Origin of the sequence: Shinella sp. WSC3-e, assembly GCF_945994535.1 — a bacterium.
Taxonomy (GTDB): domain Bacteria; phylum Pseudomonadota; class Alphaproteobacteria; order Rhizobiales; family Rhizobiaceae; genus Shinella; species Shinella yambaruensis.
In genome coordinates this window covers 1,351,647-1,373,582 of record NZ_OZ000530.1, presented here as the reverse complement: position 1 = coordinate 1,373,582, position 21,936 = coordinate 1,351,647, and the positions used below count along the sequence as shown (strand labels likewise).

General features: G+C 64.7%; 24 protein-coding genes and 2 tRNA genes. 12 read left to right on the top strand and 14 right to left on the bottom strand.

All coding sequences use genetic code 11. From position 1 onward, the window contains the following. Positions 1-179 precede the first annotated feature (179 nt). The 4 genes from AABF56_RS07000 to AABF56_RS06985 are packed head-to-tail and all read left to right on the top strand — an operon-like array spanning position 180 to position 3,007. On the top strand, positions 180-644 hold the full coding sequence (locus AABF56_RS07000) for a RidA family protein (RefSeq protein WP_272805396.1): 465 nt from the start codon (positions 180-182) through the stop codon (positions 642-644). Next, on the top strand, positions 644-1,369 hold the full coding sequence (locus AABF56_RS06995) for a glycerophosphodiester phosphodiesterase (RefSeq protein ID WP_244765570.1): 726 nt from the start codon (positions 644-646) through the stop codon (positions 1,367-1,369). The genes AABF56_RS07000 and AABF56_RS06995 overlap by 1 nt, the downstream gene beginning before the upstream one ends. Before the next feature lies 1 nt (position 1,370). Continuing rightward, positions 1,371-2,564 (top strand): GNAT family N-acetyltransferase, encoded by a 1,194-nt coding sequence (locus AABF56_RS06990; RefSeq protein WP_272805395.1) that lies wholly within the window; start codon positions 1,371-1,373, stop codon positions 2,562-2,564. A gap of 17 nt (positions 2,565-2,581) precedes the next feature. Beyond that, on the top strand, positions 2,582-3,007 hold the full coding sequence (locus AABF56_RS06985) for an HIT family protein (RefSeq protein WP_133036824.1): 426 nt from the start codon (positions 2,582-2,584) through the stop codon (positions 3,005-3,007). 176 nt (positions 3,008-3,183) lie between these two features. On the opposite strand, the gene AABF56_RS06980 is transcribed toward AABF56_RS06985, so the two are convergent. The 8 genes from AABF56_RS06980 to AABF56_RS06945 form a co-directional block, all read right to left on the bottom strand. Beyond that, positions 3,184-3,528, bottom strand: coding sequence for an AzlD domain-containing protein (locus tag AABF56_RS06980; protein ID WP_244765572.1), 345 nt, complete (start codon positions 3,526-3,528; stop codon positions 3,184-3,186). Beyond that, entirely contained in the window at positions 3,525-4,259 is a 735-nt protein-coding gene (locus AABF56_RS06975; RefSeq protein ID WP_272805394.1) for an AzlC family ABC transporter permease, read from the bottom strand. Before AABF56_RS06975 ends, AABF56_RS06980 begins: the two co-directional genes overlap by 4 nt. 238 nt (positions 4,260-4,497) lie before the next feature. Then, positions 4,498-7,008, bottom strand: coding sequence for an ATP-dependent Clp protease ATP-binding subunit ClpA (clpA, locus tag AABF56_RS06970; RefSeq protein WP_272805393.1), 2,511 nt, complete (start codon positions 7,006-7,008; stop codon positions 4,498-4,500). Between the two features lie 9 nt (positions 7,009-7,017). Further along, entirely contained in the window at positions 7,018-7,368 is a 351-nt protein-coding gene (gene clpS, locus AABF56_RS06965) for an ATP-dependent Clp protease adapter ClpS (protein ID WP_037408383.1), read from the bottom strand. A 285-nt stretch (positions 7,369-7,653) separates the two neighbouring features. Further along, complete coding sequence (locus AABF56_RS06960) at positions 7,654-8,007, bottom strand: phasin family protein (protein ID WP_244765575.1); 354 nt, start codon at positions 8,005-8,007, stop codon at positions 7,654-7,656. A gap of 418 nt (positions 8,008-8,425) precedes the next feature. Continuing rightward, a complete protein-coding gene (locus tag AABF56_RS06955) occupies positions 8,426-8,629 on the bottom strand; it encodes a DUF3126 family protein (protein WP_064330164.1) in 204 nt (67 codons plus the stop codon). Between the two features lie 94 nt (positions 8,630-8,723). Beyond that, complete coding sequence (gene cysE, locus AABF56_RS06950; RefSeq protein ID WP_272805392.1) at positions 8,724-9,557, bottom strand: serine O-acetyltransferase; 834 nt, start codon at positions 9,555-9,557, stop codon at positions 8,724-8,726. 90 nt (positions 9,558-9,647) lie between these two features. Next, on the bottom strand, positions 9,648-10,433 hold the full coding sequence (locus tag AABF56_RS06945) for an alpha/beta fold hydrolase (RefSeq protein ID WP_272805391.1): 786 nt from the start codon (positions 10,431-10,433) through the stop codon (positions 9,648-9,650). Positions 10,434-10,599: 166 nt separating this feature from the next. On the opposite strand from AABF56_RS06945, the gene AABF56_RS06940 reads away from it, so the two are divergent. Further along, entirely contained in the window at positions 10,600-10,848 is a 249-nt protein-coding gene (locus AABF56_RS06940; RefSeq protein ID WP_244765578.1) for a zinc-finger domain-containing protein, read from the top strand. 22 nt (positions 10,849-10,870) lie between these two features. Beyond that, positions 10,871-12,031 (top strand): FAD-dependent monooxygenase, encoded by a 1,161-nt coding sequence (locus tag AABF56_RS06935; protein ID WP_272805390.1) that lies wholly within the window; start codon positions 10,871-10,873, stop codon positions 12,029-12,031. Positions 12,032-12,223: 192 nt separating this feature from the next. Here AABF56_RS06935 and AABF56_RS06930 read toward each other — a convergent pair whose 3' ends face one another. After that, the gene (locus AABF56_RS06930) at positions 12,224-13,414 is read right to left on the bottom strand and encodes a cystathionine beta-lyase (RefSeq protein ID WP_272805389.1); all 1,191 of its coding nucleotides are present in this window, start codon (positions 13,412-13,414) and stop codon (positions 12,224-12,226) included. A gap of 355 nt (positions 13,415-13,769) precedes the next feature. On the opposite strand from AABF56_RS06930, the gene AABF56_RS06925 reads away from it, so the two are divergent. The 5 genes from AABF56_RS06925 (at position 13,770) to AABF56_RS06905 (ending at position 19,190) form a co-directional block, all read left to right on the top strand. Then, complete coding sequence (locus AABF56_RS06925; protein WP_244765581.1) at positions 13,770-14,798, top strand: amino acid ABC transporter substrate-binding protein; 1,029 nt, start codon at positions 13,770-13,772, stop codon at positions 14,796-14,798. A 98-nt stretch (positions 14,799-14,896) separates the two neighbouring features. After that, positions 14,897-16,105, top strand: a complete 1,209-nt coding sequence (locus AABF56_RS06920) for an amino acid ABC transporter permease (RefSeq protein ID WP_272805388.1) — start codon at positions 14,897-14,899, stop codon at positions 16,103-16,105. 1 nt (position 16,106) lies between these two features. Then, entirely contained in the window at positions 16,107-17,261 is a 1,155-nt protein-coding gene (locus tag AABF56_RS06915) for an amino acid ABC transporter permease (RefSeq protein ID WP_272805387.1), read from the top strand. A gap of 19 nt (positions 17,262-17,280) precedes the next feature. Next, positions 17,281-18,057: an amino acid ABC transporter ATP-binding protein gene (locus AABF56_RS06910; RefSeq protein ID WP_244765584.1), complete on the top strand. Its 777-nt coding sequence runs from the start codon at positions 17,281-17,283 to the stop codon at positions 18,055-18,057. Between the two features lie 263 nt (positions 18,058-18,320). Then, positions 18,321-19,190 carry a calcium-binding protein gene (locus AABF56_RS06905; RefSeq protein ID WP_272805386.1) on the top strand — a complete coding sequence of 290 codons (870 nt, stop codon included), beginning with the start codon at positions 18,321-18,323 and terminating at the stop codon, positions 19,188-19,190. Positions 19,191-19,279: 89 nt separating this feature from the next. Here AABF56_RS06905 and AABF56_RS06900 read toward each other — a convergent pair. The 5 genes from AABF56_RS06900 to AABF56_RS06880 form a co-directional block, all read right to left on the bottom strand. Continuing rightward, positions 19,280-19,356: transfer RNA gene (locus AABF56_RS06900), tRNA-Arg, on the bottom strand. A 24-nt stretch (positions 19,357-19,380) separates the two neighbouring features. Further along, entirely contained in the window at positions 19,381-19,686 is a 306-nt protein-coding gene (locus AABF56_RS06895; RefSeq protein ID WP_272805385.1) for an ETC complex I subunit, read from the bottom strand. Between the two features lie 129 nt (positions 19,687-19,815). After that, a tRNA-Pro gene (locus AABF56_RS06890) sits at positions 19,816-19,892 on the bottom strand. Positions 19,893-19,983: 91 nt separating this feature from the next. Continuing rightward, positions 19,984-20,481 (bottom strand): DUF192 domain-containing protein, encoded by a 498-nt coding sequence (locus tag AABF56_RS06885; RefSeq protein WP_272805384.1) that lies wholly within the window; start codon positions 20,479-20,481, stop codon positions 19,984-19,986. Continuing rightward, a complete protein-coding gene (locus AABF56_RS06880) occupies positions 20,481-21,059 on the bottom strand; it encodes a cold-shock protein (RefSeq protein WP_272805383.1) in 579 nt (192 codons plus the stop codon). The genes AABF56_RS06885 and AABF56_RS06880 overlap by 1 nt, the downstream gene beginning before the upstream one ends. A 195-nt stretch (positions 21,060-21,254) precedes the next feature. On the opposite strand from AABF56_RS06880, the gene gloA reads away from it, so the two are divergent. Further along, positions 21,255-21,695, top strand: a complete 441-nt coding sequence (gene gloA, locus AABF56_RS06875) for a lactoylglutathione lyase (RefSeq protein ID WP_272805382.1) — start codon at positions 21,255-21,257, stop codon at positions 21,693-21,695. Positions 21,696-21,936: the final 241 nt, after the last annotated feature.

The window sequence follows — 21,936 nt, the reverse complement described above, 5'->3', positions numbered from 1 at the left end:
CCGTTTCCTCCTGTTGAAGTCGGTCGTGATGTTATATGAACTCTTCCGGCAAAAGCGAGGCAATATCCACGTCTTGCCAACTTCATTTCCACCGTTGCGACGATCCGCGCCGCAATGCCCCTCACAGCCGCCCCTCGCCGCTCCTATCTATGGACCGGCGACAAGAAACGGAGACCGGAATGTCCGCTGAAATCGAAAACCGCGTCAAGGAACTGGGCTACGACATTCCCGTGGCCGCAGCGCCGGCCGCCAACTACGTGCCCTTCGTCATCAGCGGCAACGTGCTCCACATTTCCGGCCAGCTGCCGATGCTGGACGGCAAGCTCGCCGTCACCGGCCATCTTGGCAGGAATGTCGACGTGCCCGACGGCCAGAAGGCGGCGGAACTGTGCGCGCTCGGCCTTCTCGCCCAGGCCAAGGCCGCCCTCGGCGACCTCTCGCGCATCAAGCGCATCATCAAGATCAACGGCTTCGTCGCCTCCGCGCCGGATTTCGTCGAGCAGCACCTCGTCATCAACGGCGCGTCGAACTTCCTCGTCGCGGCCCTCGGCGATGCCGGCAAGCATGCCCGCGCCGCCGTCGGCATGGCCGCGCTTCCCCTGAATGCGGCCGTCGAGATCGACGCCATCATGGAAATCGCCTGATGCAGAAATTCCCCTGGCTGACCGAGCGGCCGATCGCCCATCGCGGCTATCACGATCTCAACCGCAAGGTCTGGGAGAACACGCTCTCCGCCTTCGCCCGCGCGGCCGATGCCGGCTTTGCCATCGAATGCGACCTGCACTATGCCGCCGATGCCATTCCCGTCGTCTTCCATGACGACGACCTGAAGCGGCTCTGCGGCATCGAGGGGGACGTGCGCCAGCGCACCGCCGCCGAACTCGGCCTGCTGAAGGTCGGCGGCACGGAGGACGGCGTGCCGACGCTGCGCCAGCTCCTCGACCTCGTGAAGGGCCGCGTGCCGCTCGTCCTGGAGCTGAAGGGGCGCAAGGGCGACGACGACGGCTTCGCCATGGCCGTGCTCGACGCGATCGAGGACTATGACGGCCCCGTCGCGCTGATGAGCTTCGACCACTGGCTCCTGGAAGACCTCAAGGCGATCGGCACCAGCCGCCCCGTCGGCCTGACGGCGGAAGGTGCGCGGCCGGAGAATTTTGCCGTGCACGAGGAGGCGATGCAGCTCGGACTCGACTTCATCTCCTACTATTACGGCCACCTGCCGAACGCCTTCGTCAGCCGGCAGCGCGACCTCGGCCGGCAGGTCATCACCTGGACCGTGCGCGACGACGAGGCGCGCACGATCACGGCGCTCAACGCGGACCAGATGACCTTCGAGGGCTTCGATCCGCGCGAGCCGCTGACGGCATAACATGGCCGGGACGGTACGCATCCGTGTCGAAACCAGCTTCGCCGATATTCCGGCGGGCGACTGGGGGCGTCTTTCCGGCGCCTCCAGGGACGACGCGCTGGTGCCGTACAATCCCTTTGTCAGCCACGCCTTCCTCTCCGCGCTGGAAGAATCAGGCTGCGCCGTCGCCGAGACCGGCTGGCTCGGCCAGCATCTCCTGCTGGAGGGCGACGACGGCGCCCTTCTCGGCGCCCTGCCCGTCTATCTGAAGAACCACAGCCAGGGCGAATATGTCTTCGACCACGGCTGGGCCGACGCCTTCGAGCGTGCCGGCGGACGCTATTATCCCAAGCTGCAGGCCTCCATTCCCTTTACCCCCGCCACGGGCCCGCGCCTCCTCCACCGGCCGGACCAGCCGGTCGTCGCGACACAGGCCGCGCTGGCCGAGGGGCTGAAGGAACTGTCGAAACGCCACGGCGTCTCCTCGGCGCATGTCACCTTCGTGCCGGAAGCGGAAATGCCGGTCTTCGAGGCCGCGGGCTACCTGCACCGCACGGACCAGCAGTTCCATTTCCTCAACGCGGGCTACGGCTCGCATGCGGATTTCCTGGAAACGCTCGCCTCCCGCAAGCGCAAGGCGCTGAAGAAGGAGCGCCGCACGGCGCTCGAGCACGACATCGAAATCGACTGGCTGACCGGCGGGGACCTGACCGAAAAGATCTGGGACCAGTTCTTCACCTTCTACATGGACACCGGCAGCCGCAAATGGGGCCGGCCCTATCTCAACCGCCGCTTCTACAGCCTGATCGGCGAGCGCATGGCGGACGACATCCTGCTGGTGATGGCAAGACGCAACGGCCGCTACATCGCCGGCGCGATCAACTTCATCGGCGGCGACACGCTCTTCGGCCGGCACTGGGGCTGCATCGAGGACCATCCCTTCCTGCATTTCGAGGTCTGCTACCACCAGGCCATCGATTTCGCGATCGAGAAGGGGCTGGCGCGCGTGGAGGCCGGCGCGCAGGGCGAGCACAAGCTGGCGCGCGGCTACCTGCCCGTCATCACCCATTCGGCCCACCACATCACCCATCCCGGCCTGCGGCGCGCCGTCGCCGACTATCTCGAGCGCGAGCGCCGTGACGTCGAGGCGACGGGCGAATATCTTGCCGAACACGGCCCCTTCCGCCGCGCGAGCGGCCAAGACGACCACGACTGAGCACATCGGAGACGAGCATGACCGCCTACGACACGAACAACATCTTCGCGAAGATCCTGCGCGGCGAGATCCCGGCGCACCGCGTCTACGAGGACGACGACGCGGTCGCCTTCATGGACGTGATGCCGCAGGCGAACGGGCACACGCTCGTCATCCCCAAGACGCCGTCGCGCAACATCCTCGACGCCGCCCCGCAGACGCTGTCGCGCCTGCTGCCGGTGGTGCAGAAGGTTGCGGCCGCCGCCAAGGAGGCGTTCGAGGCCGACGGCGTCACCGTCATGCAGTTCAACGAACCGGCCGCCGGCCAGACCGTCTATCACCTGCATTTCCACGTCATCCCGCGCGTCGAGGGCCAGCCGCTGAAGCCCCATTCCGGCACGATGGAGGACCAGGGCGTGCTTGCCGCCAATGCGGAGAAGCTGCGCAAGGCGCTGAAGGGCTGACATATCCGCCACGGCCCCTCATCCGGCCTGCCGGCCACCTTCTCCCCGTGAACGGGGAGAAGGGATATGCCGCGCCGGTTTCCTCAAACAAGTCCCGTTCGTGGGGTAAGTCCCCTCTCCCCGCACGCGGGGAGAGGGTTAGGGTGAGGGGCAAATCCCACACGGAATCGCCCGTTTCAAACACCCAGCAAGGCAAGCCCCGCGGCAAGGAACGCGATGGCCGCGGCGATGCCGGCGATCTGGCGGAAGCGGCCGCCGATGAAGAAGCAGAGACCGCCGAACGCGACGGCCCCGAGCCGCAGCCAGAGGGGCGAGGCCTCCAGCGTGCCGGTCGGGAAGACGATCAGCTTGGCGATGACCGCCGCCACCAGCGCCGTCGCCACCGCCCTCACCCAGTTCAGGACCTCGGACCGTTCGTCGATGCGGTTGCCGGCGACGACGCCCGCCCAGCGCCAGAGATCCGTCGCCAGCCAGCCGGCGATGGCGATGTAGATATAGGGCCAGAGACCGTCGAAGCTCATCGCGCGGCCTCCCGGCGGCGCAGCGCGCGCTCGCCCCACCAGGCCGCGGTGCCGCCGACGACGCCGGCCAGCAGGATATCGTATTCGGGCGCGACCACCGCGAAGATGGTGCCGAGCGCGAGCCCGATGCCGAGCGCCCAGTAGATCACCCGGTGGCGCGCGGAAATCCAGATCGAGGTGAGGAAATAGACCGGCGTCAGGAAGAACAGGCAGCCGGAAACGATCGGCGGGAACTCCGAGACCGCGCCATAGACGAGGCCGACGAGCACGATATTGGTGAGCGTCAGCGTCACGCCGAAACCGGCGAAGAAGGCGACGCGGCCGCCGCGCGGCACGTCCCGCACCTTCTCCATCGCGAAGACCCAGGCGGTGATGGCGACGAAATGCGAGACGATCAGCAGCAGCCAGGTCGGTGTGCGGCGGTCACGGATTTCCGGGATGAGCGCCGCCACCATCGGCATCATGCGCACCGAGGACAGCGTGACCGCGAGGAACGCCGTCGCGATATGCGCGCCCGACAGCATGGAGCCGACGAGAATCACCTTGGCCGGCAGCGCCCAGACCATGCCGGTCATGAACATCACCTGCTCGACCGGCACCTTCGCCTCCGCCGTGAAGGCGGCGAACCCCACGAAGGACAGCATCAGGATGATCGCCGGCAGGCTGAAGATGCCGCGCATGCCGAGGAGGAACCAGTGGCTCTGGGATTGGGGTTCTGGCGGGGCGGTCATTCAATTCTCTTGCAGGAAAACAAAGCCGGACGGCTACCCTGCCAGGCCGGTCCCATACGATCGCAAACCGCGCCCACCCTCTGTCGTCATCCTCGGCCCCGAGCCGAGGATCCACAACCGCGGGCGGGGCGTGGATGGTCGGGTCAAGCCCGACCATGACGGAGGAAAGGCTTGCGCCATTTCTTCAACAATATGGGCCGGGCAGTTTCCTGCCCGGCCCATGCGATTTGTAAAGCCGTCACTTTTTGCGCGGCACCTTGGGAACGGCGCCGGACGACTTGCGTGGCGGCTCGTCCTTCGGCTCCTCGGTCTTGGCCTCCACCGCCTTCTTCGAAGCGCGGGCCTTGGCGGGCGCGGCCTCGGCGGCGACGGTCTCCTTCGGCTTGCGGGGCTTGGCCTTCTTGGCGGCTGCCTCCTCGACCTCGGCCTTCGGCTTGATCGGCGCGGTTTCCGGCACGGCGTCGAGGATCAGGCCCTTCGAGCCGTCCTCCTTCACGCCGACGGAGACGCGCACGACGCCGCCCTTCTTCAGCTTGCCGAAGAGGATCTCGTCGGCGAGCTTCTTCTTGATGTTCTCCTGGATGACGCGCGCCAAAGGACGCGCGCCCATCTTCTCGTCGTAGCCCTTCTCCGCCAGCCACGAGATCGCCTCGGGCTGGAGATCGAAGGTGACGTTGCGCTCGGCGAGCTGGGTTTCCAGCTGCATGACGAACTTCTGCACGACCTGGTGGATGACCGGCGTCGGCAGCGAGCCGAACGGGATGATCGCATCGAGGCGGTTGCGGAATTCCGGCGTGAACAGGCGGTTGATCGCCTCCATGTCCTCGCCCTCGCGCTTCGACGAGCCGAAGCCGATGGCGGCCTTGGCCATGTCGGAGGCGCCCGCATTGGTCGTCATGATAAGGATGACATTGCGGAAGTCGATCTTCTTGCCGTTATGGTCGGTCAGCGAGCCGTGATCCATGACCTGCAACAGGATGTTGTAGAGGTCCGGATGCGCCTTCTCGATCTCGTCGAGCAAGAGCACGCAATGCGGATGCTGGTCGACGCCGTCGGTCAGGAGGCCGCCCTGGTCGAAACCGACATAGCCGGGAGGTGCCCCGAGCAGGCGCGAGACCGTGTGCCGCTCCATGTATTCCGACATGTCGAAGCGCAGGAGTTCCACGCCGAGCGACGATGCAAGCTGCTTGGCGACTTCCGTCTTGCCGACGCCGGTGGGGCCGGAGAACAGGTAGCAGCCGATCGGCTTGTTCGGTTCGCGAAGGCCCGCCCGCGACAGCTTGATCGCCGACGACAGCGCCTCGATGGCGAGGTCCTGGCCGTAGACGACCGAGCGCAGCTCCTTGTCGAGGTTGGCGAGCACCTGCTCGTCGTCCTTCGACACGGTCTTCGGCGGAATGCGGGCCATGGTGGCGATCGTCGCCTCGATCTCCTTCTCGGTAATCAGCTTGCGGCGTTTTCCGGCGGGCAGCAGCATCTGGGCCGCGCCGGTCTCGTCGATCACGTCGATCGCCTTGTCCGGCAGCTTGCGGTCGTTGATGTAGCGCGCCGACAGCTCCACCGCCGTCTTGATCGCCTCGTTGGAATAGCGGAGCTTGTGATACTCCTCGAAATAGGGCTTCAGCCCCTTCATGATCTCGATCGTGTCGTCGATGGTCGGCTCGTTGACGTCGATCTTCTGGAATCGGCGGACGAGCGCCCGGTCCTTCTCGAAGAACTGGCGGTATTCCTTGTAGGTCGTCGAGCCGATGCAGCGGATCGCGCCGGAGGAGAGCGCCGGCTTGAGGAGGTTCGAGGCATCCATCGCGCCGCCGGAGGTGGCGCCCGCGCCGATCACCGTATGGATCTCGTCGATGAAGAGAACGGCGCCCGGATAATCCTCCAGCTCCTTGACGACCTGCTTCAGGCGCTCCTCGAAGTCGCCGCGATAGCGGGTGCCGGCGAGCAGCGTGCCCATGTCGAGCGAGAAGATCGTCGCGTCGGCGAGCGCTTCGGGCACCTTGCCCTCGACGATGCGCTTGGCGAGGCCCTCGGCGATGGCCGTCTTGCCGACGCCGGGATCGCCCACATAGAGCGGGTTGTTCTTGGAGCGGCGGCACAGGACCTGGATCGTGCGATTGACCTCGGCATGGCGGCCGATCAGCGGATCGATCTTGCCGCCCTTGGCCTTCTCGTTGAGGTTGACGCAATAGGCCGTCAGGGCGTCCTGCTTCTTGGCGGGCTCCTCCTGCTCGTTGCCGTTGCGGGTCTGCTTCTGTTCGTTCTCGCTCTCGTCCGCGCCGCGCACCTGGCGCTGCTCGGACGCGCCCGGCCGCTTGCCGATGCCGTGCGAGATGAAGTTGACGGCGTCGTAGCGCGTCATCTCCTGCTCCTGCAGGAAATAGGCGGCATGGCTCTCGCGCTCGGCGAAGATCGCGACGAGCACGTTGGCGCCGGTCACCTCCTCGCGGCCGGAGGACTGGACATGGATCACCGCACGCTGGATGACGCGCTGGAAGCCGGAGGTCGGCTTGGAATCCTCCTCGTAGCCCGTCACCAGGTTGGCGAGGTCATGGTCGACATAGTCGGTGACGGTCTTGCGCAGAACGTCGAGATTGACGTTGCAGGCGCCCATCACGGCGGCCGCATCGCCGTCGTCGATCAGGGCGAGCAGGAGGTGTTCGAGCGTCGCATATTCGTGATGGCGCTCGTTCGCATAGGTCAGTGCCTGGTGGAGGGCCTTTTCAAGGCTGGCAGAAAATGTTGGCACGTTCGTTCCTCATTTCTTTTCCATGACACATTGCAGCGGGTGCTGGTGCTGGCGGGAGAAATCCATCACCTGTGTCACTTTGGTTTCGGCAACCTCGTAGGTGAACACGCCACACTCGCCTACGCCATGATTGTGCACATGCAGCATGATCCGCGTCGCCGCTTCCCGGTCCTTCTGGAAGAAACGTTCCAGGATGTGGATCACAAACTCCATGGGCGTATAATCATCATTGAGAAGCAGGACGCGGTAGAGGCTCGGCTTCTTGGTCTTGGGTTTCGTGCGGGTAATGACGGAGGTGCTGCGACCGGGAGTGTCGCCGCCGCCTTCCCCATCCTGCATTCGAACCCGTCTCACATCCATTTTCGTGTTCATTCCCTTGACTGCGGGCCCTTTAGCTTCCGGTCGCTTGTCTGTGGCGCACCGTTCATCCGAGGGTGCCTTCGGACCTGTTATCTAATGTCTCGGCCCACGATTGTAAGACCCCCGCTTCGCACTGCAATCATAATCGCGGGTCATCCGAAGGAAATAGCGAAATTTGCTGCCGCTACGTCAGCCTCGCGCAATCCCCGGAACGCGCAAAGGCCGGCTGCGGTTGTCCGCAGCCGGCCGATGAACGCTATACGCGTACGCGGTACTCTAAAAGGATCAGGCGGCGACGGCAGCCTTGGCAGCGGCGGTCGCCTTGGCAACCGGTGCTTCGTAGGGCTTGTAGGCGCCCTTGGCGAGATCGGCGTACATTTCGCTGAGCTTGGTGGCCTCGGCGACGAAACCTTCATAGGAGGACTTCACGAAGGCGGTCTGCAGCTCGAGAGCGGCTTCGACGCTCTTGACGCCCGAGAGCTTCTCAAAATGCGCGAGGCCGTTTTCGAAGGACTTCTTGGAATAGTCGGCCGTTTCGGTGGCAATCGCCTGCCAGCCCTGGGCAGCGGTCGTATAGCTCTTGACGAACGTGTCCACGGCTTCCTTGCCCTTCTTGTTTGCCTCGTCGAAATTGAACATCGAAGTCTCCTTTGGATCCCGGTGATTTGCCCAAAATCTATATGCAATGCACAAAAAAGTCAACGTTGATGCTGCAATGCAATATTCCGCAGGGAAAGCAAGGTCTTGCGCGATAGGTATGATCATTGCGGCTGACAAAAGCCTATTTGTCGCAAAATTATAATGAAAAGGGCCCGCAACCGCATTCCCGCGCCTAACGGGATCCTCGGGTCGAGCCCGAGGATGACGGAGGGGATGCAGGTGTCACCAGCCCATCGAGCGGTACCGGAACGCGGCCTCGTTGCCTTCTCTGCCCAACCATTCCTCTTGCTCATCCCCGGGCTCGACCCGAAGATCCATGACCCAGCGACCGAACATGCAACGAAAAGGCCCGGCGCCAAGGGCTGCCGGGCCTGTATTCCGTGCGATGATCGACAGATCACAGGTCGATGTCGAGGATCGCCATGGAGAAGTTGTAGGAGAGCTCCCCGTCTTCGTCGTCGCGGAAGATCACGCCCAGGAACTCGTCGCCGAGATAGACTTCCGCGGACTCATCCTTGCGCGGACGGGCCTTCACGACGATCTCCTTGTTGAGATTGCGCTTGAAGTAGGCCTCGAGCTTCCTGATTTCTTCCGGCTTCACGATCTGTCTCCGTAACGGTTGATTTGCCGCGCTTCTCGCACCTGCTTCGGGTCCTGTAAACCCACGAATTCCGCGAGAAAGCGACTTTTCCCGCTCACAGATCGTAGTCGAACGCCGCCAGAAGCTGGTCCATGGCGCGCGACGGCTCGTTGCAGCCCGCCTCGCCGATGACCTTGGCCGGCACGCCGGCGACCGTCGATTTCGGCGGAACCGGCTTGAGCACGACCGAGCCCGCAGCGATGCGCGAGCAATGGCCGATATGGATGTTGCCGAGGATCTTCGCGCCGGCGCCGATCATCACGCCGTCGCCGATCTTCGGGTGGCGGTCGCCACCCTCCTTGCCGGTGCCGCCGAGCGTGACGTTGTGGAGGATCGAGACATTGTCGCCGACGACCGCCGTCTCGCCGACGACGAGGCCCGTCGCATGGTCGAGGAAGAAGCCCTTGCCGATGCGCGCGGCCGGGTTGATGTCCGTCTGGAAGACGCTGGAGGAGCGACTCTGCAGGTAGAGCGCGAGGTCGCGCCGGCCCTTGTCGTGCAGCCAGTGCGCCAGGCGGTGGGTCTGGATGGCGTGGAACCCCTTGAAGTAGAGCACGGCATCGAGGAACCGCAGGCAGGCGGGGTCGCGGTCGTAGACGGCCTGGATGTCGACGCGCAGGATGCCGCCCCATTCCGGCCAGTCTTCCAGCATCTCGTCGAAGATCTGGTGCAGGAGGTTGGCCTGCAGGTCCGGATGGTCGAGCCGCTCGCAGACGCGGTGGATCACGCTTTCCTCGAGCGAGCGGTGGTTCAGCACCGTCGAATAGAGGAAGGCCGCCAGAAGCGGCTCGGCCTGGGCGGCGACGCGCGCTTCCTCGCGCAGGCTGTTCCAGATCGGATCCATGGCCTTGAGCTTGTCGCCGGCCCTCAGTTCGTTCATCGCGACCATCGCCGCACTCCTTGTCGTCGTTCCCGCCCATATATAGAGCAATTGGCGTCGCTGCGAAATGGCCGGCCGGCCATTGTCGCGAACGGCGTGTCAGCGGCCGTCGATTTCCGCATAGAACTCCAGCACCGCGTGCTTGAAGACCCTGTCGCCGACGGCCAGCATGTGGTCGCGGCCGGGAATGTCGAGCGCCCTTGCATCCGGCATGAGCTCGGCGAGCGGCTGCGGCGCGCCTGCAATGTCGTCCTTCGTCCCGACGCCGATCAGCGCGGGCACGTCGATGCGCGCCATGTCCGCCGCCGTCAGCAGGTCGCGCGAGGTCATGATGCAGGCGGCGAGCGCCTGGCGGTCGGATTTCGTCTGGTCGGCAAAGGCGCGGAACATGCGGCCGCGCTCGTGCGTCACCGCGTCGAGCGAGGGCGCGAGCAGCGCATCGGCGATCGGGTCCCAGTCACCGACACCTTCCACCATGCCGATGCCGAGCCCGCCGAAGACGACGGAGCGCACGCGGTGCGGATGGGCGAGCGCCATGAAGGCGGTGATGCGCGCGCCCATCGAATAGCCGAAGACATGGGCTTCGGGGATCGCCAGGTGATCGAGCAGCGCGGCGGCGTCCCCGGCCATCAGCGGCGGCGTGTAGAGCGCGGGATCGTGCGGCTTGGCGCTCCTGCCGTGGCCGCGATTGTCGAGCGCGATGACGCGGTAGCCCGCATCGCCCAGCGTCTTCAGCCAGCCGGGAAACACCCAGTTGACGTTGGCGCTGGAGGCAAAGCCGTGGATCAGCAGCACCGGCGGGCCGGACGGATCGCCCGCATCGAAGAAGGCGAGCTCCAGGCCATGGTGGGTGAAACGGGAAAAGGGCGGGGGATCGAGGTTCATCGCAGGCCGTCTTTCATTTGCATGCCCCTGCTCTTACTGCCCTTTGCCCGCGGAGAAAACGGCCGGCATGCGGAAATCTCCCGGGGCGCGGCGGTTTTGCATCTACACATTTGCCACGAAGGCGACTATGGTCCGCGCCAGAAAGACGGCATCCCAGGAGCATGACATGGCTGGCCACAGCATTCCCCATTTCCAGAACGACGGCGGCCATCGCTCGATCGAGATCGGCGTGAAGGAATTCATGTGCGTCGGCGCGTCGGTTCCCTACGACCATCCGCACGTCTTCCTCGACATGGGCGACGACAACGAGAAGGTCTGCCCCTACTGCTCGACGCTCTACCGCTACAATCCGGCCCTCAAGGCCAGCCAGACCGACCCGGCCGGCTGCATCTTCACCAACCAGGTCGCGGCGTAGCGGCCGGGCGGCCGGCACCCCGATGCCCTCGGTACGATCCGCAACCATCGTCGGCGCCGGCATTGCCGGCCTGACGGCGGCCCTCGCGCTTGCCCGCAGGGGTATCGCCTGCCATGTCCTGGAGCAGGCCCCCGCGCTCGAAGAGGTCGGCGCCGGCCTTCAGCTCTCGCCCAACGCCTCGCGCATCCTCGCCGATCTCGGCCTTCTCGAGGCACTCGGCGCGCGCTGGAGCGAGCCGGACCATGTTCTCCTGTCCTCGGGCCGCACCCTCGCTCCCCTCGCCTCGGTCCCGGCCGGCGCTTTCGCACGCAAACGCTGGGGCGCGCCCTACGGCGTGCTGCCCCGCGCCGCGCTGCAGGCCGTGCTGCTCGAGGCCGTCCATCGGGAGCCGCTCGCCACGCTGACGACCGGCCGGCGGATCGACACCGTCGAGGCCGCCCTTGCCGCCGCGCCCGCCGACCTGGTGATCGCCGCCGACGGCGTCTGGTCGGCGCTGCGCAAGGACGTGCCCGGCGCCCTGCCCGCGCGCTATTCCGGCACGATCGCCTGGCGTTTCCTCGTGCCCTGCGCCGCCGCCCCGCCCGTCCTTGATCCGCGCGCCGTCACGGCCTTCCTCGGCCCGCGCGCCCATCTCGTCGCCTATCCGCTTGCCGGGGCGCAGGCCTTCAACATCGTCGCCCTCCACGCGCACGGGCAGGCACCGGCGGCCGGCTGGTCCCGCAGCGGCGATGCCGCCGCCCGCAGCCGCCTGCTCGACGCCTTTTCCGGCTGGCACGCCGATCTCCGCCGCCTGCTCGCCGAGGCGCGCGATCCGCTGATGTGGCCGCTCTTCGAATGCCCCGACGGGGCCTGGACCGATGGGGGAAAGGTCGTGCTGATCGGCGATGCCGCGCATGCCATGACGCCCTTCGCCGCCCAGGGCGCGGCCATGGCGATCGAGGATGCGGCGCTCCTGGCAAACCACCTCGCCCGGGCTTCCGGCACGAGCCAGACGCTCCGCCGGTTCGAGACGACCCGCCGCGAACGGGTCGGCAGGGTGCGCAGCCGCGGCGCCTTCAACCGCTTCGCCTATCACGCCCGCGGTCCGGTCGCGCTCGGCCGCGATCTCGTCCTGTCGCTGCGCGGCCCGGAAAACCTCGCCGGCGATCTCGACTGGCTCTACGGCTACCGCACGCCGGACTGATCAGGCCCCTCGTCCCGCTGCCGCGACCTTCTCCCCGCAGGCGGGGAGAAGGCGCAAGAAGCATCGCCTTCCCATATCCAGAAACCTGTTGTTTGGGGAAACGGGCTCATCCATCCCTTCATCGCCGCAAGCCGGAAGAAGATGGCCGGCAGGCCGGATGAGGGGCGATCCACCGCCCCTCATCCGGCCGCGTCAGACCGCCCGCGCGGCCGCGAGCCCGCGCTCGATGTCCGCCTTGATGTCCTTCACGTCCTCAAGGCCGATCTGGAGACGCAGCACCGGGCCTTCCTCCGGCCCCTTGGCGACGCGCCGGTCGCCGAGGCCCACATGCACGGCAAGGCACTCGAAGCCGCCCCAGGAATAACCGAGGCCGAAAATGCCGAGCGCATCGAGGAAGGCATGCGCCTTCGCCTTGTAGCGCTCCGGCGCCCCCCCCTTGAGGATGATGGAGAAGATGCCGCTCGCGCCCTTGAAGTCGCGCTTCCAGAGCGCGTGGCCGGGAAAGCTCGGCAAGGCCGGGTGCAGTACGCGGGACACGTCGTCGACGCCCTCCAGCCAGCGGGCCAGCTCCAGCGCGCTTTCCTGATGCCGCTCCAGCCGCACCCCCATGGTGCGCAGGCCGCGCAGCACCTGGTAGGCGTCGTCCGGCGAGGCGCAGGTGCCGAGCGTGATCTGCGTCTCGTGCAGCTGCTCCCAATGGGCGGCATTGGCCGAGACGGTGCCGAACAGCACGTCGGAATGGCCGGCCGGATATTTCGTCGCCGCGTGGATGGAGATGTCGACGCCGAAATCCAGCGGGCGGAAATAGAGCGGCGTCGCCCAGGTATTGTCCATGCTGACCACGGCGCCATGCTTGTGGGCGGCAGCGGCGATCGCCGGGATGTCCTGCATCTCGAAGGTGTTGGAGCCCGGCGCCTCGGTGTGCACCAGCCGGGTGTTCGGCCGGATCAGCGCCTCGATGCCGGCGCCGATCGCCGGATCGTAGTATTCGACCGAAACGCCGAGGCGCTTCAGCATCGTGTCGCAGAAATGGCGGGTCGGGTGATAGACCGAATCGACGATGAGCGCATGGTCACCGGCCGACAGGAAGGCGAGGAACGGCACCGTGACGGCGGCAAGGCCCGAGGGAACGAGAATCGTGCCGGCAGAACCTTCCAACTCGTCGATGGCCGCGCAGAGCGCATCCGTCGTCGGCGTGCCGCGCGTGCCATAGGTGTATTTCTGGGCGCGCTTTTCCATCGTCGCCGCATTCGGGAAGAGCACGGTCGAGGCATGCACGACGGGCGGATTGACGAAACCGTGATAGTCCGCCGGGTCGTTTCCGGCATGGGCAAGGCGGGTGTTCACGCCGGCGCCGGCGAGGATTTCGTCTCTGTTTTTCATGATCGATCCGAAGAAGATGCGAGGGGTTTGTGGCGCCGACTTTTGGACAGGCGGGGCGGCAGGTCAACCCCATGCGGCGACGCGATACCGGCTCCCAAAGCGCTTCAAGTGTTAAAGACGCGAATTTTTTGAGCGATTTACTGCACAAATCCCCGATCTTTCGCCCAAAATCCGGTCACGAGCCGACAAATTTAGGTTACCGACCGGAAAATGGCCGCGCTCACTTGACCCTGTGAAATTTTGAGCATGAGATAAGCAACCTCGCGCCGGGAGGGTGGCGAGTTCCATGGGCGCGCCCGACAAGGGTGCGGGACCTGCGGACAAAACAAAGACAACAGAAAAAGGTTGTGAAAAAATGGCAAAAACAATCGTGACGGCGCTCGTCGGCGCTGCCGTACTGGGGCTTGGCGCAACGGCAGCACAGGCGGACACGCTCTCTGACGTGAAGGCCAAGGGCTTCGTGCAGTGCGGCGTGAACGGCTCGAACCTCGCCGGTTTCGGCGCGCAGGATTCGTCGGGCAACTGGGCGGGTCTCGACGTCGACCTCTGCAAGGCCGTGGCCGCGGCCGTCTTCGGCGATGCCACCAAGGTGAAATTCACCCCGCTCTCGGCCAAGGACCGCTTCCCGGCCCTGCAGTCGGGCGAAATCGATCTTCTGGCCCGCAACACCACCTGGAGCGTCAGCCGCGATTCGCAGCTCGGCTTCGATTTCCGCGCCGTGAACTACTATGACGGCCAGGGCTTCATGGTGAAGAAGGAACTTGGCGTGAAGTCCGCGCTGGAACTGTCCGGCGCCTCCGTCTGCGTGCAGTCCGGCACGACGACCGAGCTCAACCTCGCCGACTACTTCCGTTCCAACAACATGGACTTCAAGCCGGTCGTCTTCGAAGCGCAGGACGAAGCGGACGCCGCCTACAATGCCGGCCGTTGCGACGCCTACACGACCGATGCCTCGGGCCTCTACTCGATCCGCCTGAAGATGGCCAACGCGGACGACCACATGGTTCTGCCGGAAATCATCTCCAAGGAGCCGCTCGGCCCGGCCGTCCGCCAGAACGATTCGCGCTGGCTCGATATCGTGAGCTGGTCGCACTATGCGATGGTGGCCGCCGAGGAGTTCGGCATCACCACGGCCAATGTCGAGGAGATGAAGGCATCCGCCAACCCGGATATCAAGCGCTTCCTCGGCGAAGAGGCTGATTCGACGATCGGCGCCGATCTCGGCCTGCCGAAGGACTGGGCCGTGCAGATCATCAAAGCCGTCGGCAACTATGGCGAATCCTTCGAGCGCAATGTCGGCGAGGGCTCCCCGCTCAAGATCGCCCGCGGCCTGAACGGGCTGTGGACGAACGGCGGCCTGCAGTACGCCCCGCCGGTTCGCTGATCGGCCAGTCGCGCGATCCTTCCGGGAGGGCGGATAACCGCCCTCCCCTTTGAACAAACGCCCGGAAAACAGGGCGGAACCAACGTCAGGGGAAATGCATGGCTCTTGCGGATGCCCGAACAGGGTCCGGCGAACCGCCGAAGGTATCTCTTCTCTACAATCCGGCACTGAGAAGCATCGTCTATCAGGTCGTGACGCTCGTCGTGATCGTCGCGGCCATCTGGTATGCGTGGAACAACGTCGTCCAGAATCTCGCGCGCGCCAACATGACGGCCGGCTTCGGCTTTCTGAACAGCCGCGCCGGCTTCGACCTCGCGCAGAGTCTGATCGCCTATTCGAGCGACTCGACCTATTTCCGGGCGCTGCAGGTCGGTCTTCTCAACACGCTCGTCGTCGCCGCCGCCGGCATCGTCACGGCGACGATCGTCGGCCTTCTGGTCGGCATCGGGCGCCTGTCGCACAACTGGCTGATCGCGCGGCTCTGCACGGTCTATGTGGAAATCTTCCGCAACATTCCGCCGCTGCTCGTCATCTTCTTCTGGTATCTCGGCGTTCTTGCGCTGCTGCCGTCGATCCGCTCCATCTTCCAGCACCTGGAGGAAAATCCGGACGCCATCTTCTTCATCTCGAACCGCGGCATCTACATGCCGGCCCCGGTCTTCGGCGACGGTTTCGGCACGGTGCTCATCGCCTTCTTGATCGGCGTCGTCGCGGCCATCGCGTTCACGGTGTGGGCCAATGCGCGCCAGCGCGCCACGGGCCAGCGCCCGCCGGTGCTCTGGGTCAATCTCGGCCTGGTCCTCCTGCTGCCGTTCCTCGTTTTCCTCGTCATGGGCAGCCCCCTGACGTTCGACTACGCGGTGCCGGGCTCGTTCAACATGCGCGGCGGCATGGTCATCGGACCGGAATTCCTGGCGCTTTATCTCGCGCTGTCGCTCTACACGGCCTCGTTCATCGCCGAGATCGTGCGCGCCGGCATCCGCGGCGTGTCCAAGGGCCAGTCGGAAGCCTCCTATGCGCTGGGTCTTCGGCCCGGCCAGGCGACCCGTCTCGTCGTGCTGCCGCAGGCGCTCCGGATCATCATCCCGCCGCTCACCTCGCAGTATCTCAACCTCATAAAGAACTCCTCGCTCGCGGTCGCCGTCGGCTATGCCGACCTCGTCGCGGTCGGCGGCACCATCCTCAACCAGTCCGGCAAGTCGATCGAGATCATCTCGATCTGGATGCTGATCTACGTCTCGATCAGCCTCATCACCTCGCTGTTCATGAACTGGTTCAACGCCAAGATGGCCCTGGTGGAGCGCTGAGATGGCTGAAAGCATTACCTATGTCCGCGACCGCTTCATCGAAGCGGAAAAACCGCCGGCCTCCGACAGCTCGGTCATCGCCTGGCTTCACCGCAACCTGTTCGCCTCCGTCACCGACAGCGCGATGACGATCGTCGCCATCCTGGCGATCGTCTGGTACCTGCCGGCGGCGATCAACTGGCTGTTCGTCTCGGCCGTGTGGACCGGGGCGGACCGGACGGCCTGCCTCACCACCGATCAGGGCGGCCAGCTTCCCGCCGGCTGGAGCGGCGCCTGCTGGGCCTATGTGAACGACCGCTTCGTGCAGTTCATGTTCGGCTCCTACCCGCGCGGCGAGCTGTGGCGGCCGCTGCTCGTCGTCGTCATGTTCGTCGGCCTGCTCATCCCGTTCCTCATGCCGAAGGCGCCGCGCAAGGGGCTGAACGCACTCCTGCTGCTCATCGTCTTCCCGATCGTCTCCTTCTTCCTGCTGCTCGGCGGCACGTTCGGCCTGCGCCACGTGGAGACCTCGCTGTGGGGCGGGCTGATGGTGACGCTCATCATCTCCTTCGTCGGCATCGTCGTGTCGCTGCCCGCCGGCATCCTGCTTGCGCTCGGCAGACGGTCGCAGATGCCGATCATGAAGACGGCCTGCATCGTCTTCATCGAACTGATCCGCGGCGTGCCGCTGATCACCGTTCTCTTCATGGCAAGCGTGCTCCTGCCGCTGTTCCTCGAGCCCGGCAACAACATCGACAAGTTCCTGCGCGCGCTGATCGGCGTATCGATCTTCGCATCCGCCTATATGGCGGAGGTTATTCGCGGCGGTCTTCAAGCCATTCCGAAAGGACAATATGAAGCGGCCGACGCCCTTGGTCTAAACTACTTCCACAAAATGACCTTCGTCGTGCTTCCGCAGGCCATCAAACTCGTGATCCCGGGCATCGTGAACACCTTCATCGGCATGTTCAAGGATACGTCCCTCGTCACGATCATTTCGATGTACGACCTGCTCGGCATCGTGAAGGCGAGTTTTGGGGATTCGGGCTGGATCACGCCGGTCACGCCGCTGACGGGCCTGATCTTCGCCGGCTTCGTGTTCTGGATTTTCTGCTTCGGCATGTCGCGCTATTCGGCCTTCGTGGAACGCCGGCTCGACACGAGCCACACAAGATAACTGAGAGGAACCAACAACAATGGCAAACCAGGCCCAGGCGCAAAAGATGACGGTCTCCGCGACGGACGTCGCCGTCGAGATCGTCAACATGAACAAGTGGTACGGCGATTTCCACGTTCTGCGCGACATCAATCTCAAGGTCATGAAGGGCGAGCGCATCGTCATCGCCGGCCCGTCGGGCTCCGGCAAGTCGACGATGATCCGCTGCATCAACCGTCTCGAGGAGCACCAGAAGGGCAGGATCGTCGTCGACGGCATCGAGCTGACCAACGACCTGAAGAAGATCGACGAGGTGCGCCGCGAGGTCGGCATGGTGTTCCAGCACTTCAACCTCTTCCCCCATCTGACGATCCTGGAAAACTGCACGCTCGCCCCGATCTGGGTGCGCAAGATGCCGAAGAAGGACGCCGAGGAAGTGGCGATGCACTACCTCAAGCGCGTCAAGATCCCGGAACAGGCGAACAAGTATCCCGGCCAGCTCTCCGGCGGCCAGCAGCAGCGCGTGGCGATCGCCCGTTCGCTCTGCATGAAGCCGAAGATCATGCTATTCGACGAGCCGACCTCGGCGCTCGACCCGGAAATGGTGAAGGAAGTGCTCGACACCATGGTCTCGCTCGCCGAGGAAGGCATGACCATGCTGTGCGTGACGCACGAAATGGGCTTCGCCCGCCAGGTCGCCAACCGCGTCATCTTCATGGACCAGGGGCAGATCGTCGAGCAGAACTCGCCGGCCGAGTTCTTCGACAACCCGCAGCACGAGCGCACGAAGCTCTTCCTCAGCCAGATCCTGCACTAGGAGCTGCCGAAGCACGAGCAAGGCCGGGGCATCTCGCGATGCCCCGGCCTTTTTGCGTCGCCGGGCCGCCTCGGCCCGGGCTCCGTAAACCCTTGCCTTGATGGAAGCCCGGCCCTTGCGGAAGACGCCGGCCTTCGTCCATAATCGGCACTCCGGGGATCACACGCCGACCGCGGCATATCGGCAGGCGTGCCCCGGGAAAGGCGACGGGAACCTCCGGCGGATGGTGGACCGGTCCCGTTACCCGTTGAGGGAGCCAGGCCATGGCAAAGGTGAAGGTCGGACTTTTCCACAGCATCGACATGCGGGCCATCACTCTGAGCGGCCTTTTCGAAGGGCTCGTGCGGTCCTCCACCGGCACGCGCTTCGAGGTGGACTATGGCGGCGGCAACGCGACCCTGTTTCGCGGCCGCGGGCTGCATTATGATGCCAGCGACTATCCCATCGGCGGGACGTTCACGGGCTACAGCCTCTTTTTCGCGGGTAGACTCGGCCTGTCCCTTGAGGGCGCCGCGTTTTCGGCGACCGCGGTGATCGACGCGGCAAGAACCAAAGGAAAGGCGGACGACTGGAAAGTCCTGGAAACGGCGTTGAGAGGCAACGACGTCATCACCGGCGGATATGGCCCCGATCGCCTCTATGGCTTTGCCGGCCATGACAGGATGGTTGGCGGCGGCCTCGACGACCGGCTTGCGGGCGGCAGCGGGAACGACAGCATAAGGGGCGGCCTCGGCAGGGACTGGCTCTACGGGGAGGATGGCAACGACCGCCTGCAAGGCGGCCCCGATGCGGACAGGCTCCATGGCGGCGCGGGGGCCGACACCTTCGTCTTCCGGTCCCTCCACGATTCGACCGTCGCCAGGAGCGGGCGCGACACGATCCGCGACTTCAGCCGGAAGGAAGGGGATCGGATCGACCTAAAGGGCATCGACGCTGACAAGACGGTCAAGGGCGACCAGGCCTTCGACTTCATCGGCACGGAGAAATTCCACGGCAAGGCCGGTGAATTGCGCTACGCGACAAAAAGCGGCGACACGATCCTCCAGGGCGACGTGGACGGCGACGGCACGGCGGATTTTTCGATTGCGCTCGACGCGACCGAGCATCTGAAGGCGGGCGACTTCCTTCTGTGAAGCTTCGCGCCGACCGGGCCGAGCAGTCCACGTTCGGAACAAACGAAAAGAGCGTTTTACGGGGAAGAGCGGAAGTGCTCCGGAAGGACTGGCGACCCCTGCAGGGCTCGAACCTGCGACATTCTGCTTAGAAGGCAGATGCTCTATCCAGCTGAGCTAAGGGGCCGGGGCTGGCAGGGCCAGCGAAACCTCAATGGGTCCAGGGCTGCATGCGGTTGAAACGGAAGTTGTCCGGATAGGCAACGCGCTTGCGGGTCGCTTCCTTGGGTTCGATCACGCGGTAGTCGATGCCCTTGCGCGTCGCGTAGGCGATGGCCTCCTCGCGGGTCTTGAATGTCAGCTTGACCTGCTGGTACATGTCGCCGGAGCTCGTATAGCCCATGATCGGGTCGATCGTCCGCGGCTTCTCGGCATCGAACTCAAGGACCCAGAGATGGGTCTTGGCCTTGCCCGATTGCATGGCGGTCTTGGCGGGACGATAGATCTTCGCGGTCATCGAAGCGGCTCCAGAATTCTCGCATAAAGGCGCGCCGTTCCGCCGGCGCGCGTCCGAGAATGCATAACCCGGATTCCGTAAAGGGGGAATGACCGGACGCGCATTTGGCATCGAAACGCCCGCCGGACGTGGTCGGAGTGGAGAGATTCGAACTCCCGACCCTCTGGTCCCAAACCAGATGCGCTACCAGACTGCGCTACACTCCGTCCGTCCCGGCGATGGGGAGATACACGCATCCGCCCGCTGCCGCAACAGGAAATGGGTGTTTTCAAGCGCTTGTCGCAGGAAATGGCCGGGCTATTTCGCCTTGCGCAGGGAATCCATCAGCTCGTTCTCGACGCGGTTGCCGGCCCGGATGCCGAGGCGCCGCACGGTGCCGCCGTTCAGCTCCAGCACGTAGTCGATCGGCCCCTGCGAATCGATGATCGATTCGGAATGCGGCTCGGCGTTCTCCTTGATCGCACGCACCTTGCCGTCCCTGGCGATGAACAGCATGTCGAGCGGCAGGTAGGTGTTCTTCATCCACATGAAGACCTGCCGCGTCTCGCCGAAGGCGAAGAGCATGCCGTGGTCCGGCGCCATCTCGCGGCGATGCATCAGCCCCTGCTCGCGCTGGCGCGGCGTGATGGCGAGCTCCACGGTGAAGGCATGGCGCTTGCCGTCTCTGGTGATGATCGTCAGCGGCTGGGTGTCGAACGTCTCCGCCGCAAAGGCGGTAAGGGAAAGACAGAAGAAGAGCGCCAGGACGGCGCTCGCAAGGCGCGCGAAACCGGCCGTCCGCGCGAAAAGGCCCATCAGTGGGCCCTGTTGCCGGGAACCGGCATGTCCGGATGGATCTCCGCCGCCATCAGGCCCTTCTCGCCGTCGCCGAAGCGCACGAGCACGACCTGGCCGGGGCGCAGCTCCGTCAGGCCGAAGCGGCGCAGCGTCTCCATATGGATGAAGATGTCCTCCGTGCCCTCGCCGCGCGTCAGGAAACCGAAACCCTTGGTGCGGTTGAACCACTTGACCAGCACGCGCTCCAGCCCGCTCGACGGGGTGACCTGCACATGGGTCTTGACCGGCGGCATCTGCGAAGGATGCACGGCCGTCGTCTGGTCCATGGAAAGGATGCGGAAAGCCTGGTAGCCGCGGTCGCGCTTCTGGATCAGCGCGACGACGCGCGTGCCCTCCAGAACCGTCTGGTAGCCGTCGCGCCGCAGGCAGGTGACGTGCAGGAGAACGTCCTGCATGCCGTTGTCCGGCACGATGAAGCCGAACCCCTTGGCCACGTCGAACCACTTGATGACCCCGGTGATCTCGACGAGATCGACGGCGTCATTGCTCTGGTCATCACGGTTCGTGATTTCCTTTGAAGACACCCTGTCCGCCATGATCTGCCAGCCCCTCGTTTACGCGTCACATGAGTTACGGTTAACTGATTCTTGATAACCAGAATAACATTGTCCCGATGCGAATGCGCAAGTCCCTTTGAAAGTTTTGCCGGTCCCTTTGATAGGCCGCAAGGCTTGCCTCAGGCTGACAAAACCCTACTCTTCCGGACGATTCCACATTCAAAGGATATTCCAATGCGTTATCTCCATACGATGGTCCGCGTCAAAGACGTCGACCAGTCCCTGCATTTCTATTCGACGCTGTTCGGCCTTGAGGAGGTGCGCCGCCACGAGAACGAAAAAGGCCGCTTCACGCTGATCTTCCTCGCCGCGCCGGAAGATGCCGAGGCCGCGCAGGCGAACGCCGCCCCCTGCCTCGAGCTCACCTACAACTGGGACAGCGAAGACTATACCGGCGGGCGCAATTTCGGCCACCTCGCCTACGAGGTCGACGACATCTATGCCACCTGCCAGAAGCTGATGGACAATGGCGTGACGATCAACCGCCCGCCGCGCGACGGCCATATGGCCTTCGTGCGCTCGCCGGACGGCATTTCCATCGAGATCCTGCAGAAGGGCGACAGCCTGCCGCCGGCCGAGCCCTGGGCCTCCATGGGCAATACCGGCGCCTGGTAGCCCTTCCCGGACGCAAGCCCCGGGCAAAGCTTGCGTCCTATACATCCGTGCAACGATCATCGTTTCGCCGTATTTGGCCGGATACCTCTTGCCCATCCGGTCGATCGCCAGCGAGAGGGGCGTCTTGGCCGATTCGGGCCGGATCGCCTCCCGTTCTGCGTTTCACGGCTTTACGCGCTTCGGCCTTTACACCACCGACCGAAACGCTAACATCGCAGCAACCGCAGCTTGGCCCTTCGGC

What these genes read in the sequence shown, in the direction of transcription:
- AABF56_RS07000 (WP_272805396.1), top strand. Translation starts at nt 180, where the DNA reads ATGTCCGCTGAAATCGAAAACCGCGTCAAGGAACTGGGCTACGACATT.
- AABF56_RS06995 (WP_244765570.1), top strand. Translation starts at nt 644, where the DNA reads ATGCAGAAATTCCCCTGGCTGACCGAGCGGCCGATCGCCCATCGCGGC.
- AABF56_RS06990 (WP_272805395.1), top strand. Translation starts at nt 1,371, where the DNA reads ATGGCCGGGACGGTACGCATCCGTGTCGAAACCAGCTTCGCCGATATT.
- AABF56_RS06985 (WP_133036824.1), top strand. Translation starts at nt 2,582, where the DNA reads ATGACCGCCTACGACACGAACAACATCTTCGCGAAGATCCTGCGCGGC.
- AABF56_RS06980 (WP_244765572.1), bottom strand. Translation starts at nt 3,528, where the DNA reads ATGAGCTTCGACGGTCTCTGGCCCTATATCTACATCGCCATCGCCGGC.
- AABF56_RS06975 (WP_272805394.1), bottom strand. Translation starts at nt 4,259, where the DNA reads ATGACCGCCCCGCCAGAACCCCAATCCCAGAGCCACTGGTTCCTCCTC.
- clpS (WP_037408383.1), bottom strand. Translation starts at nt 7,368, where the DNA reads ATGGATGTGAGACGGGTTCGAATGCAGGATGGGGAAGGCGGCGGCGAC.
- AABF56_RS06960 (WP_244765575.1), bottom strand. Translation starts at nt 8,007, where the DNA reads ATGTTCAATTTCGACGAGGCAAACAAGAAGGGCAAGGAAGCCGTGGAC.
- cysE (WP_272805392.1), bottom strand. Translation starts at nt 9,557, where the DNA reads ATGGTCGCGATGAACGAACTGAGGGCCGGCGACAAGCTCAAGGCCATG.
- AABF56_RS06945 (WP_272805391.1), bottom strand. Translation starts at nt 10,433, where the DNA reads ATGAACCTCGATCCCCCGCCCTTTTCCCGTTTCACCCACCATGGCCTG.
- AABF56_RS06940 (WP_244765578.1), top strand. Translation starts at nt 10,600, where the DNA reads ATGGCTGGCCACAGCATTCCCCATTTCCAGAACGACGGCGGCCATCGC.
- AABF56_RS06935 (WP_272805390.1), top strand. Translation starts at nt 10,871, where the DNA reads ATGCCCTCGGTACGATCCGCAACCATCGTCGGCGCCGGCATTGCCGGC.
- AABF56_RS06930 (WP_272805389.1), bottom strand. Translation starts at nt 13,414, where the DNA reads ATGAAAAACAGAGACGAAATCCTCGCCGGCGCCGGCGTGAACACCCGC.
- AABF56_RS06925 (WP_244765581.1), top strand. Translation starts at nt 13,770, where the DNA reads ATGGCAAAAACAATCGTGACGGCGCTCGTCGGCGCTGCCGTACTGGGG.
- AABF56_RS06920 (WP_272805388.1), top strand. Translation starts at nt 14,897, where the DNA reads ATGGCTCTTGCGGATGCCCGAACAGGGTCCGGCGAACCGCCGAAGGTA.
- AABF56_RS06915 (WP_272805387.1), top strand. Translation starts at nt 16,107, where the DNA reads ATGGCTGAAAGCATTACCTATGTCCGCGACCGCTTCATCGAAGCGGAA.
- AABF56_RS06910 (WP_244765584.1), top strand. Translation starts at nt 17,281, where the DNA reads ATGGCAAACCAGGCCCAGGCGCAAAAGATGACGGTCTCCGCGACGGAC.
- AABF56_RS06905 (WP_272805386.1), top strand. Translation starts at nt 18,321, where the DNA reads ATGGCAAAGGTGAAGGTCGGACTTTTCCACAGCATCGACATGCGGGCC.
- AABF56_RS06895 (WP_272805385.1), bottom strand. Translation starts at nt 19,686, where the DNA reads ATGACCGCGAAGATCTATCGTCCCGCCAAGACCGCCATGCAATCGGGC.
- AABF56_RS06885 (WP_272805384.1), bottom strand. Translation starts at nt 20,481, where the DNA reads ATGGGCCTTTTCGCGCGGACGGCCGGTTTCGCGCGCCTTGCGAGCGCC.
- AABF56_RS06880 (WP_272805383.1), bottom strand. Translation starts at nt 21,059, where the DNA reads ATGGCGGACAGGGTGTCTTCAAAGGAAATCACGAACCGTGATGACCAG.
- gloA (WP_272805382.1), top strand. Translation starts at nt 21,255, where the DNA reads ATGCGTTATCTCCATACGATGGTCCGCGTCAAAGACGTCGACCAGTCC.